The sequence below is a fragment of the Lysinibacillus sp. NPDC097231 genome (genome assembly GCF_044761885.1).
GTDB lineage: Bacteria > Bacillota > Bacilli > Bacillales_A > Planococcaceae > Lysinibacillus.
Genome location: NZ_JBIWDH010000012.1, coordinates 51,987 through 65,264, shown reverse-complemented (window position 1 = coordinate 65,264; position 13,278 = coordinate 51,987). Strand labels below are relative to the sequence as shown.

12 protein-coding genes and 2 riboswitches are annotated in these 13,278 nt (G+C 38.3%); all 12 genes read right to left on the bottom strand.

Annotation, left to right across the window (positions count from 1 at the left end; translation table 11 throughout):
* Positions 1 to 147 precede the first annotated feature (147 nt).
* The gene (locus ACIQXF_RS09560; RefSeq protein WP_402782044.1) at positions 148 to 903 is read right to left on the bottom strand and encodes a 3-oxoacyl-ACP reductase; all 756 of its coding nucleotides are present in this window, start codon (positions 901 to 903) and stop codon (positions 148 to 150) included.
* Positions 904 to 968: 65 nt separating this feature from the next.
* On the bottom strand, positions 969 to 1,190 hold the full coding sequence (locus ACIQXF_RS09555; protein WP_402782041.1) for a DUF2829 domain-containing protein: 222 nt from the start codon (positions 1,188 to 1,190) through the stop codon (positions 969 to 971).
* Between the two features lie 184 nt (positions 1,191 to 1,374).
* The gene (locus tag ACIQXF_RS09550) at positions 1,375 to 1,743 is read right to left on the bottom strand and encodes a hypothetical protein (protein WP_402782038.1); all 369 of its coding nucleotides are present in this window, start codon (positions 1,741 to 1,743) and stop codon (positions 1,375 to 1,377) included.
* A gap of 35 nt (positions 1,744 to 1,778) precedes the next feature.
* Positions 1,779 to 2,627 (bottom strand): GNAT family N-acetyltransferase, encoded by an 849-nt coding sequence (locus ACIQXF_RS09545; protein WP_402782035.1) that lies wholly within the window; start codon positions 2,625 to 2,627, stop codon positions 1,779 to 1,781.
* 13 nt (positions 2,628 to 2,640) lie between these two features.
* Positions 2,641 to 3,201, bottom strand: coding sequence for a histidine phosphatase family protein (locus ACIQXF_RS09540; RefSeq protein WP_402782032.1), 561 nt, complete (start codon positions 3,199 to 3,201; stop codon positions 2,641 to 2,643).
* A 351-nt stretch (positions 3,202 to 3,552) separates the two neighbouring features.
* Complete coding sequence (locus ACIQXF_RS09535) at positions 3,553 to 4,860, bottom strand: GHKL domain-containing protein (RefSeq protein WP_402782029.1); 1,308 nt, start codon at positions 4,858 to 4,860, stop codon at positions 3,553 to 3,555.
* Between the two features lie 507 nt (positions 4,861 to 5,367).
* Entirely contained in the window at positions 5,368 to 6,402 is a 1,035-nt protein-coding gene (locus tag ACIQXF_RS09530) for a C45 family autoproteolytic acyltransferase/hydrolase (protein WP_402782026.1), read from the bottom strand.
* A 139-nt stretch (positions 6,403 to 6,541) separates the two neighbouring features.
* Positions 6,542 to 7,984, bottom strand: coding sequence for a spore germination protein (locus ACIQXF_RS09525; protein ID WP_402782023.1), 1,443 nt, complete (start codon positions 7,982 to 7,984; stop codon positions 6,542 to 6,544).
* Positions 7,985 to 8,350: 366 nt separating this feature from the next.
* Positions 8,351 to 8,818: a 6,7-dimethyl-8-ribityllumazine synthase gene (gene ribH / locus ACIQXF_RS09520; protein WP_402782020.1), complete on the bottom strand. Its 468-nt coding sequence runs from the start codon at positions 8,816 to 8,818 to the stop codon at positions 8,351 to 8,353.
* Between the two features lie 16 nt (positions 8,819 to 8,834).
* Complete coding sequence (gene ribB / locus ACIQXF_RS09515) at positions 8,835 to 9,461, bottom strand: 3,4-dihydroxy-2-butanone-4-phosphate synthase (protein ID WP_483869728.1); 627 nt, start codon at positions 9,459 to 9,461, stop codon at positions 8,835 to 8,837.
* 26 nt (positions 9,462 to 9,487) lie between these two features.
* Positions 9,488 to 10,126, bottom strand: a complete 639-nt coding sequence (gene ribE, locus ACIQXF_RS09510) for a riboflavin synthase (protein WP_402782017.1) — start codon at positions 10,124 to 10,126, stop codon at positions 9,488 to 9,490.
* Between the two features lie 248 nt (positions 10,127 to 10,374).
* Positions 10,375 to 10,500, bottom strand: a riboswitch (FMN riboswitch).
* A gap of 125 nt (positions 10,501 to 10,625) precedes the next feature.
* Positions 10,626 to 10,751, bottom strand: a riboswitch (FMN riboswitch).
* A gap of 267 nt (positions 10,752 to 11,018) precedes the next feature.
* A complete protein-coding gene (locus ACIQXF_RS09505; RefSeq protein ID WP_402782014.1) occupies positions 11,019 to 13,133 on the bottom strand; it encodes an autotransporter outer membrane beta-barrel domain-containing protein in 2,115 nt (704 codons plus the stop codon).
* Between the last annotated feature and the right edge of the window lie 145 nt (positions 13,134 to 13,278).

Below are 13,278 nucleotides of genomic sequence, written 5' to 3'. Positions count from 1 at the left end.
TTCTCCTTTGTAAAATAGCATATTCGCTATTTTAGTAATAACTACGACCAAAGGAAGAGAGCTTTTCGCCCTATCTGAAGTGCCGTAGTGCAAGCTAAATTTTGCTTACTTGCGTATTATAGCAGAAGAATTTATGATTGAACAATCTTATTTCGTCAGCCAACCGCCATCAATCGGCATAACAGCTCCATGAATATAATCAGCTGCTGAACTTGCTAAGTATAGTGTTAAGTTCGCTACTTCATGTGGTTGTGCCCAGCGGCCAGCGGGTGTTTCATCAGCTACCCATTTGGCCATTTCCCCATCTCCTTCAAAATCGGCCTTATTCATTGGTGTTTGGATAGCTCCAGGTGCTATGGCATTGGCACGAATTCCTTCACGACAATAATCTAAGTCTAACTGCTTCGTATAGCCAACAATCGCATGCTTAGACGCTGTATAAGCCGCACCACCACCGCCTGCAACAAGTCCTGCAATGGATGCCATGTTGACGATTGTGCCAGAACCTCGCCTTATCATATGAGGTAATATAGTATTCGTCACAAAATAAGTACCCTTTACATTGGTATTCATGATTTGATCCCAAAGCGCCTCATCTGTATCAAGCGTTTTTGCGAAACCATCTAAAACACCGGCGGTATTTAATAAAATATCCACTTGCTTAAACATAGAAATTGTTTCTTCAAACGCTCGCTCGATATCGTCTTTACAACATACACTTCCTACCCTATACGAAAAATGTTCAGGATATTGTTGCTGTAGATTCACTAACCCTCGCTCATCTACATCAAAACCGAATACATTCGCTCCATTTTCTAAAAATGCAATGGCTTGAGCCTGTCCAATTCCTGAAGCAGCACCCGTAACAAATATCGTCTTGCTCTTATATTCCTCGAACTTCATAACATTTCTCCTCAAAATCAATATTAAGAAGCCATCTCCAAATTTCGAGATGACTTCACTTATGATTATTCTACAATTATCCAGTCTTCCGCTAACAAATCACATACTGTCGGTGTGAACATTGTGTAGCCTTCACCACGAACATTAATTAAAAAATAAGGATTCAACGTCTCCCCATCATGTTCGCTTTGTCCAACAAGCTTCACATACAATTCAGCACCGCCCCAACCTTTACGTATTACTTTTTCTCCTGCTTTTAAGCGTGGTAATATCTCTTCAAACGTCATTATATTCATCCTTTATTTACTTTCTATTTCCCGTATAACGGGGTAGTCATTTATCTGTACTGCAAGGCGTAAGACTCTCAGCTTCAAGCCCATTTCGGGAGATGAGGCCCCCTGATTGAAGCTTCACTTTATCGGATTAGTATACTGGAATTCTCAAATGTTGACAACCTATGAACCTATATGACTAGCCCTCAAGGAGAACCGTATATAGTAGTTGTTGACCTTCTGATTCTACCATGATTATATGAATATCATGATCATTCGTGGAAAAAATTTCTGTTCCACTTTTTAATTTAGTCGCATAAAAATCTTTAAAATTTTTAGAGGAGCTTGTCGTTTTAACAATCTCCCCTATCTTCTCACTTTTGTTATATTCTACTTTTTTTATCCATTCTAGGTTTGTAGCATTAATATAGATTAATTGATTATACTGAAGAATATCTGCTTGAGAATGTTCTTTAAGAATTGATTTTGCAGTTGGATTAGTATTTATAGCCGGTGCACATCCTACCAATACTAAAAATAGTAAATTACATATGAGTAATTTTCTCATAACTAGCAACACCTTCATTTTAATTCTTAAAAATATCAATCCATTTTTTTCTTCATCTGTACCTGCTCTGTCGTCACTTCTAGCCCATTCTCTATCAAATACTTCGTGGCTGGATTGCTAGCTAAGAAATTGACTGTCGTTATTTTCACCTTATGATTTGTAATACTGGCTATAAAGTGCGGAATATTTTCTACACGTCCATTCTCCAATAGCTCCAATTGGTAAAGGACTAAGCGCTCAATTTCCCCATTCTTATCCCATACGGTTCTATACACCATATAACCAAGGGCTCTATCTTGCTCGTTATAAAAAACTTTGGCTTCTCCTTGTTTATTACTGTGCCAGCTACATTGCCAAGGAACATCCTCGCGATAAAAAGGTAAATGTGGTAGCTGCTCAGGTCTGATAGTTTCTACATGAATTGCGACCGACTTCCCTACTTTTGCCTCAAAATCACCACTTAAAAATAACAATTGATTTGTAATTGCATAGCCATATTTTTCATATAAAGCAATTGCTACCTTATTTTCTTTAATAGCTTCGAGCGTGGCCACCTTTACGCCTTCTCTTTCATAGATGGCCATGGTTTCTTCCATTAGAGCCCGTGAAACACCTTTACCGCGATAATCAGGGGCAATGCCTGTTCCGCCATTCCAAGAGGTCTTCTTGCCATCTATTTGTCTAATACCATTTAAGACGATGCCAACAGGATGATGATGATCAAATACGACTATTGAAAGCTCAGTGGAAAGTCCCTCCCCAACAAGTCGATGTAAAAACATTTCTTCGTTCATATCAATTTGTACAAAATATCCTTCAAAGCCTTTGTTCCAAGCTTTTAAAACTTCCTCTAATGTGCACTGTGAGACTGTTTTTATTTGCATGTTTTTCCTCATTTCAAATTTGACTTGAATTACTTCCTAAATGTGCTAAATCTTCTATTGTTAATTTTTTCACTATTTCATACCCATTCCCGGTACCTTTCGGGCTAACGATGACTAAACCCATGTTTGAAATATTCCCAAGTCCAATATCTTCAGGGAAACTATGGGCAATAATCACTTGATTCAACCCCTGTGGCGGCTTCTCTTCTAACTTTGATTGAAGATCTGATAGTATTCTCATTCGTTCACTGCTAGAGACCCCACTTAACGTATTGATTTCATACAGAAATGGCTCAATTTGAACATGCGCGTAAGGAAATGCGAGCTGTGCCGTTTCAATTGTACGACAATAAGGACTTGCGACAATCGGTGAACGAATCGGAATTTGTAAATACCGTAGCATTTGTCCAAAGTACATAGCCTCTCTTCGCCCAAATTCAGATAAATTTCTTTGGCTAAAACAATCTTGAAAATTTAAATACGGCTGATCTACGCCAACCGTTGCTTCCCCATGCCTTGCATATAAAATAAATCCCCCTTCTCTCAATAAATCCAGCAAAGATTTATCCAACACCCCATCTCCTTCCAATAATACCATTTCGATTACTATAATGTATGACTTGAATGACCCAAAAAATGTAAAGATGCAAATTGAAATAGCTATCGCTTTCACTTTGTTGACAAACTATAAGATCAATGAAATTAAAGTGATCTATTTAATATAACCTTTGGGTAAAAAGAGGGGGTGATTTCCGTTCGGCTGGGCGCTTTGCTCTGTGCGTAAGCGAAGCGTCTGCGTCAAAGCGAGTAGCCTGGAACGGAAATCACCTCATTTAAAGTTACAAATATTCACGAAGCCCTTTAACCATTTTGTTTTTCAACACTACAAAAGCTTCCTACAAAAAAATTGTAGGAAGCTTTTAATTTACTTGATAGGAATGTTTACTATTGCAGTTGTCTCTAAATGATTTGACGATTCGATAGATATTTGCCCATTGTATTTATTGACAATTTCCCTGACAATAAACAAGCCCTGCCCTCTTATTTTCTCACTTTCTGGTTTCTTCGTGGAAAATCCTTGCTTGAATATTTGTGAGGTATCCACAATATTTGGTCCAGTATTGGTAATTTTGAATTCATACTGTGTTTCATCTGCATTACAACAAATTGTTATTTTGCGTTGCCCCTCTGGAAGCTCTGTTGCCGCATCAATTGCATTATCAATTAAATTGGACAGGATTTTAATTAAATCTGTAGTTTTTATTTTATTAAATGCATCCTGTGAAATTGTGAAATCCATATCGATATTATGATTTTGTGCTGTTAGTTTTTTCGTTTGCAACAATATGGATAAGCCAGGATGATCAATATTTAACTTAAGTGACTTAATAGCCTGAACCTCTTTTGACAGGGAATATAAATATTGTTTTGCCTGCTCAGGTTTATCTAATTGAAGAAATCCATGCAATACTTGTATATGATTGGTGAAATCATGTCTTAACGACGATACTGAAGTGATTAAAGTTTTAATTTCTGCTTGATATGTATCCTCTGTAACTTCTACTTCCTTCGCCATTTCTTTTTGATACCATCTTTGTAAAAAGAAAAAAGAACCAGTGACGATGAGAATAAAAACACCATTAAAGATAAAGATAAATAGATTATCTTCAATCACTTTTCCCTTAATGCCATTTAGTGTATCTGCACTAATATCGATGCCTAGATATCCAATTACTTTTCCGGATTTATCCTTAATCGGAGCACCAACAGAAAGATAAGCCCCATGTACTGAATCCTGTATTACTTCTGTTACATATGTTTCGCCCTCATAAGCCTTTTGCACCTGCTGCTCAGGAACTGTACAGACCCCTCCGATATCAAAACTTTTTGAGATATCATTAGGTAAGCCCATAATCATCGCTCTGGATACCTTTGGATTATCAACCTCCAATGTGTAAACAAATAAAGCACCAAGCTTTACTCTCGCATCATTTAAGTAGCTCCGTATTTCCCAATAATAATCGTTTTTTTCCGGGTTATCTAAAAAACGTTGGTACTCTTCTACGTCTATGGAAGATGCAACAGAAATAGCGGCTTCCAAACTTTGGTTCGCTATCGATTCTTCAACTGTCTTTTTGATCTTCACATATGATGTAATGATATTTAAACTAGTAAAAAATGATAATAAGATAGTTGCTAGTATTAAAATTAGTTTTATTTTTGGATTTTTCATAAAAGCTGGTACTTCCTCACTATAGAAATGAATAATGCCTCAATCTAGCTGGGTCTTTATCTTCACACTTAAACAAACTGTTTATTGTAATGCACATATAATATTATACTACAGTAAAATACATTTTTAATGATTGTTTAAGTTTTTGTTCTTAAGAGAACAGTGCTTTGTTTATCCTACTTTAACCAAATCATAAAAGCAATTTTTATTTTTTGTATAAGCAAAGCATTAATCATAACTAATAGTTTAAAATCCTTCACTGAAAGTAAACATAAAAGAGGGTAGCATGTATCATGCCTCCCTCCTTATTATATATTAAGATCCTGTGAAAACGCAGGGGCGACCATCACCATGTTGCTGCCGCTTCGTTAGCACTACGCTTTCGCACAGAAAACATTTGTTGCTGCCGCTTCGTTAGCACTACGCTTCCGCACAGAAAACATTTGTTGCTGTTGCTTCGTTAGCACTTCCCTTTCGCACATTACGCCAAATCAAAATTAATTCCATTTAAACTTCGTTGACTGGATTAATCCTACCTTTTAATGTTTTAGGCAGTGTTAGGGCTTCGTTTAAATAATCCTTCAAAGAAAATGTTATTGGCTCTGAGTCCTCTCCAATTCCAACGACGACCTCTAGTAGCATCGGAGAATAAACAACAGTATGTAATGTGCCGAAGTATTCTTTATAATGTTTAAAAAATAACGGAGAATTTCCATTGTTAAAATGTTGGTAAGCAGCCATTGTATTTAAATTTTTTTCTATCAAACTTTTTACATATTGCTTTCGTTTAAGGGAACCTTCAATTATTTTTTTATTTTTCTCTTTCATTGCAGGTGTTTCAAAATGATTTGTACACATTAATGGATTTTCGTATTTTGTCACTTGCTTCTGAGGGGAAGCTTCCACAACTAATGCTTTGCCGCTTTGATCTGTCATAGAATAATTATAGCAGTAACCGTGTGGAAGTTCTGAAATTAATTCAAGAGCTTCTTCTATATTTTTGCATTGCTCTAATAATATTCGGACAATCGTTGAAGCAATAAAACCTTCATCATTGCACTCATTATTGACAAAATGCAAACCTACAACTAACCCACATTCATTCATCCCATCAAGTCTACCGATAATTTGTTGGCTGAATCCGATACTTGCATAGCCATTAATCGGATTGGAAAATACAAGTCTGGCGTCATAAAGGGCTGGACTAAAATCATAGTTTCTTACGTAATTGCCATTTTGCACAAAAGTTGTACAGCCCATGTCAGGAAAAGTAATAGTATAGCCACTATACATTTTAATGACAGTATCCAACGGTTTAGCTAATCCAATAGCCAAACCTTCCATTTCTTGTAGAAGATTCGGGGAATGGAATTGTAGTAGTTGCTTTGCCATTTGGACATTCGATTTATTTGTTAACTCCAGTAATAATTTTTCTTGAGTTTGATCAATAGACAGTAGCTCCTGACTTTGTTGTAATCCAATTTCATAATAGCTCCCTCTTACATCTATAACATTTACGATTAACTCTTCAAATAATTGCATTGTTGCTCTCTCCTTTTCTTGATATTCATTCAACGTATGCTAACTTAATCGTAAAGCTTCAAGTAGATAGAAGGTCAAGTGAAAAAGACATCTAAAAAAGACCAGGCATATAATACCTGATCTGTTTATAATTAAGTATTTAATTCTTACTAGATGTCTTCGTCTTATCCTGTACATTTAAAAATTCCGGTCGCTTTTTATACCCTGATGGAGGTAAACGTACTAAAGAATTTTTAATGTCGTGCCAATTTAAATCTGCACCCATGTTTAAATATGGAACACCTAACACTCGCAAATTTGCGGTATATAGAAGTATGAAAAACATCGAGATAAAGAATCCAAACAAGCCAAAAAAAGCAGATGCTATAATGATAATTACCCTCATGATGCTCACTGCAGTTACAAAGGATTGATTGACGAGCGTAAATGCGGCAATACTTGAAATAGCAATAACTACTATCATAGAAGGGCTTGTAACACCTGCTTTAATGGCAGCATCCCCAATAATTAACCCCCCGACGACACTCATTGAACCGCTGATTACATTGGGTAGATGTATATTGGCTTCTCTAAATAACTCGAACATAAATAGCATCATTAATATTTCTATTATAGCAGGAAATGGAAGCCCCATTCTTGATTCAACAACTGTCGCCAAAAGAATGGAAGGCAATTGCTCCTGATGATAGTTTGTAAGTGCAAGCCAAAAACCTGGTAAAAGTACACTTATAAGGATAGCTACTATTCGTAGTAAACGCTCCATAGAAGTTACAATAATCGGAAATTCATTATCCTCCCCTGATTTAAATAGTAACATGACATTTGCTGGAGTAATAATGACGTATGGTACACCATCAACCATAATGAGAATTCGTCCTCTACTTAAAGCTTGTTCAGCAAAATCCGGACGTCCAGTATAATCATGTTTGGGGAGTAATCGTTCAGGTTGCCCAAATTCCTCTATCAAAAAATCCGCACTAAACACAATATCCGTATCAACTTGCTGTAGCTTTACTTTTATTTGTTCCAGCATATTTTGATTTACGACATCCTCTATATAAAGCACAGCTACGGTTGTTTTGGAACGTCTCCCAATTTCATATGTCTCAACACTTAATGAATTGGTAGGTAATCGCTTTCGTATTAAAGCAATGTTAATAAAAACATCCTCAATAAAGTCATCCCTCGGCCCTTTAACAACTAATTCCAAGGCCGTTTCTGTTGGCTCTCGATTTGGTTTTTTAGGAATATAACTTGAATACAATAAATGAATATCTTCAAAATACAGTAAAACATGTCCTTTATAGACTCTTGTGATGGCCTCATCTTTATTTGACACTTTCTGAAGATAGGGAATGTGTAAATTATTTTTTATTTGGTCCTCTAACAGTTCATCCGATGTTTCGAAAAGTAATGATTGGACTCGATCAACGATAACCTTCTGCAATATTTCCTCATTAATCATCGCTTCACATTTTATCAAATACACTTTATGTTGTTGAAAGTTATACGCTTGGAATACTACATCAGCAGAACGTTGAAATAGCGACATCAAAGTTTTCAAATTAAGCTCTTGTTCCATTGAATATTCCTCATCTCCTACTGAGCTAGCTCCAAATTAGTACATTTATGTTTAATTACCTTAGTATAATTGCCGCTGCCGCTTCGCTTTCGCGCAGAAAACATTGCCGCTGCCGCTTCGCTTTCGCGCAGAAAACATTGCCGCTGCCGCTTCGCTTTCGCGCAGAAAACATTGCTGCTGCCGCTTCGCTTTCGCGCAGAAAACATTGCCGCTGAATTTTGAGGTAGGCGTCTTATCGCTCGTTAATGCGGGATAAATAAATACACTTACGCATATTTTTCCCATGGATTTGAAAAATATTCAAGGATGCATAATGAATGTTTAAATTGCCTTAAAGTTAAAATTCCACGCCATCAATGCCCAATATTAACCGATTATTTTCTTTAAGTTTGCCATTTCAATAGCAGACATTGCTGCATCATAGCCTTTATTGCCTGATTTCGTGCCAGCACGCTCAATAGCTTGTTCAATATTTTCTGTCGTAACAATGCCAAAAATAACAGGCACATTTGTAGATAATGACACATTTGCAATACCTTTTGCAGATTCATTACATACATAGTCATAATGTGTTGTAGAACCACGAATTACTGTACCTAATCCGATAATAGCGTCATAGTTTTTTGTTTCCGCTAGCTGTTTCGCGATATACGGAACTTCAAATGCACCAGGAACCCATGCCACATCAATAGAGTCCTCATCTACACCATGACGCTTTAGACCATCTAGCGCACCGTCTAATAATTTATTTGTAATAAATTCATTAAATCTACCTACTACTACGGCTATTTTTAAATTAGTACCAATTAATTGTGCTTCAAATGTTTTACCCATTTTTTATTCTCCTCTTTCAAATTGTTATTTTATTATCTGCCATTATTTGTTTTCGATAGATTGCCAATTCTTCAATGGAAATCATTTTTAACTGATGCTGTGCTGCATATTTAACAAGATCATTGAAGCGTAGCATTTCGCCATTGTCACCCATAATTTCGCAAATAATACCTGCAGGAATACTGTGACACAGCTTAGCTAAATCAATTGTTGCTTCGGTATGTCCTCTTCGCTCTAACACACCATTTTCCTTTGCTATTAGGGGGAATACATGGCCTGGTCTACGAAAATCCTTCGCCTTTGCTTGAGGTTCAATCATTTTTTTTATTGTCATTGCGCGTTCAAAGGCACTTATTCCTGTCGTCGTATCCACATGATCGATGCTTACGGTAAATGCCGTTTGATGATTATCAGTATTGTTACTAACCATAGGATGTAATGCCAATTTTTGCGCGAGTTGCTGCGAAATCGGTGTACATATAAGACCTCTGCCATAGGTCGCCATAAAGTTAATCGTTTCAGGTGTCATAAACTCCGCGAGCGCTAGTAAGTCTCCTTCATTTTCTCGGTCCTCATCGTCTACCACGACAATCATCTTGCCCTGTTTTAAATCCTCTATCGCTTCCTCAATCGAATATAGCAATTTTGGCTCCTCCCTATCATTAAATGTTAAAATCCATTTTGTGCTAAATAGTCTCTTGTAATAGTCGGTATTTCTTGACTACGTTTAAGTTGATGTAGAATGTATTTTCCAACTAAATCTGTTTCAATATTGACAGGAGCGCCAATTTTCTTCATACCTAAAATAGTTTCCTTGTAAGTGTGCGGTATCAGTGATACTGTGATACTTTTTTTCTCGACTTGAAAAAGTGTTAAGCTCGTACCATCAATCGTAATGGAGCCTTTTGGAATACAATAGTTAGTTAATTCTTCTGACAGCTCAATATCAATATAGACTGCGTTTGCTAATGGCCGTTTACGCAATATTTTCCCAACTCCATCTACATGTCCTGATACAAAATGACCGCCAAAACGTCCATTAGCAGGCATGGCGCGCTCTAAGTTTACTGGATCTCCAACAGCGAGCTGCTGTAAATTTGTTGCTCTCACAGTTTCTGGCATCACATCCATCGTTAGCTCCCGTTCAGTAAAATTTGTCACTGTTAAACAAACGCCATTGACCGCAATGCTGTCTCCGTGATTTACATCCTCCACCATTTTTGATGAAAGGACGGTTATTTTCATACTTTGTCGATTGTTTTGCAAGGTTTTAACAGTACCAATATCCTCAACAATCCCTGTAAACATTTTTTCACCTACTTCCTATTTTTGAAGGTTCTAACCGTCGATTTCGGGACTATATCCTTCACTTTTCTAATTCTATCCGTCAGTTTTAGGATTCTATCCGTCACTTTCAAAGTTCTATCCGTCTGTACCTCCTCCCAATTATCATCAAACAAAAAACCCCTTCGATGGAAGGGGTTTGGGAGTTCATATTAATAAGACGTCAACAAATAAACCTCATGGATAAAAATTTTTCCATAGGTTACCATCTCATTGTTCTTCTCCCATCCAGACTGTCACTGTCGGTTTTGGATTTACACCAAATCAGCTTTCGCTCACGGACTTTGAATTTCTTCATCACCGCCGATTGGGAATTTCACCCTACCCCGAAGAACATCTTGCTATTCAATTGATTTGCTAAATAAAAGCAAAAAACTTCCCAACTTAAACGATGGGAAGTAGTTTACAAAAATCATAGTCAAATAGACCTTTTAAATTCATACAAATTTAAAAAGCTCTTTCTTTTACCCTTCTCCCATCCAGACTATAACTGTCGGTTTTGGATTTGCACCAAATCAGCTTTCGCTCACGGACTTTGAATCTCTTCATCACCGCCGATTGGGAATTTCACCCTACCCTGAAGGATATTTTTATTTAGCTATTTCTTACGATAACACTATTTTATTATATTATCCATATAATTCGTTATAAAAATTTTTCTAATCAATCAGTTTCGCCTTGGCGTAGTGCAAACGTAACGGCAGCAACAGATAAAACCATGTTGCTGTCGCTTCGCTTTCGCACAGTAAACATTTGCTGAATGAAGGTGAACACCACCATGCAAAGAATAATCAGGAATGAACTGCTCTTTTAATCCAAACCGGAAAACATCTTGACGGCTCCTTCTTTAACAGGTTCAATTGCTGGGATTACAGCGTATGTTGGACTTACAGCAAGCGTTAAGGGACCTACGTGTGAATGTGATTATTGGTGTAGGTGGAGGTGGAGGTGTAGTTGTTGCGTAAGTGAATGTAACGACGTAATCTGCCTCAGGATCGATTAATTGTATTGTTTGTGCAGGCTGGTCTGGTGGGAATAATGTCCATACCGTACCATTGATGTCCGTAAACGTTTCAAATGGCGGAATGGTTACCGTGGCCCCAATAAAACTGTCAATAATAGTTGAATGTATCACATGGGCAGGATTATTGAACTCTACAAAGTTTACTGTTACGATTTTCACCGGCTTAACATAGTTGATATCGTAATTGTTATAAGCATTTAGAAAAGACCATACCAACGGTGGTGGCGTCTGAACTGGGATGAAAGTGCTGAAATGCTCCGTAAATATATGTGTCTTATATATATCGCTGTCACCGCCGCTTGTGATTGCCCAATACGTATATCTCGACGCGAGGTTTCCACTGAATATAACGGAGGCAAATACTGTTACATTGGCGAGCTCATCCGTAAATATACCTCCACCGTCCCCACCAGCGGTATTATTTGTTATTTCAGCACCGGCAATCGAAACGAGCGAACCCATGGCAATGATGCCGCCACCGTCTGTGAATGCGGTGTTATTCGTAATTATGCCGCCGGTTATCGTTAAGGTAGGTGTGAAGCCTGGAACGGCGCCCATGGAGATGCCACCGCCAAAATTTGCTGTATTATTTTCAATCGTCCCGCCCGTAATGGTAACAGTGGAGATGGGAGTGAATGTCGGAAAAGTCCAAATTGCTCCGCCGTAGCTTAAAGATGAGTTGCCGCTGAAGGTCGCATTCGCATTTACCGTAAGGCTCGACGCAAAAAGCGCAATCCCTCCGCCGCCACGGGAAGCATTTTGGGGATCCCCGTTGCTGTTTGCGTGGTTATTGATAACTCTTGCGTCTCCTTCAATGGTAATGGAAGAGCCGGAAAATGCATCAATGCCGCCACCTTCAAGACCCGCCTCGTTTCCACTTACCTCAGCGATCCCTGTAAGGACAAGGATAGAGCCATCATTTACAAAAATCCCGCCGCCTCCTGCTCCCGCCGTGTTTCCGGTCACCTGGCCGTCGCTCAGGGTAAGAGTTGAACCACTGGAGAAGTAAATGCCACCGCCTTGATTTGAACCGGCTATAGTACTGACTGCTGAATTTCCAATTATTAGGCTGTTCGTGATTACAAATTCGCCTAGAACGCCCTGCACCCTAATACCTCCGCCGAAATTTCTTATACTGTTGCCACTTATTGTGCTGTTCCTGATAACAAGCGCATTTGCAGCACTACCCAAAACTTGAGGCATCGAAAAGATGCCGCCGCCATTATTGTCTGCCGTATTGTTACTTATTTCACTGTTTTGAATTGTAACAATGGTGTCAAAGGCGTTTATACCTCCTGCGTCACCGAAAGTCACAACGGTAGAATTAGCACTGATTATTCCTCCGTTAATGGTAAGGGTAGAACCCAGTCTGTTCCCTCCTGCTATTGTGGTAATACCGCCACCGCTGCTGTTCGCACGGTTGCCTGTTATTTCCCCACCGTTCATCACGATGTCACAGTCAGCCCCAAATACGCCACCACCACTACCGGCAAAACAGTTTTCTATGAGCGCGGCGTTCATAATCAGACTGCTTCTACTGATATTGCCCTGAATCAGTACGCCGCCACCGTTGCCACTGCTCCTGCAATTGGTAATTGTGCAGCCGTCAAGCGTTAGGGAACAACTGGAACCGAAAATTAATATACCTCCGCCCGTCCCTCCGCCATCAAGGATAATACCAACACCTACGGTCATTGACACTCCGGTTAAACTGCCGTTTGTTAACGTTGAAAAGTGACGAAAGCTTCCTCCATTTGTAATCGCAAGTGTAACACTAATATTGCCACTGCTATTGATCAGGTTGATGGTGATATTTTTTTGTATCAAAACAACACTACTAAAATCGATATCGTTGTGTATAAAAAAATTGAATACATCTCCGTCTTGCGCGGTCAATAATGCTGCTGTAATATCTGTAAAGTTGAAAACATCAACATCTACAATCATTTCTATATATCTCCCCTTTATATCGCTGTTTTTAAAATAACCCTATTAAAATTATATGCTAGAGGGGAAAAACGTGACTGGGTCAAGGTGACGGTTCTTGTCGTTGGGATGGAACACTGGGTCTATAGCGATTTACTTTGTATAA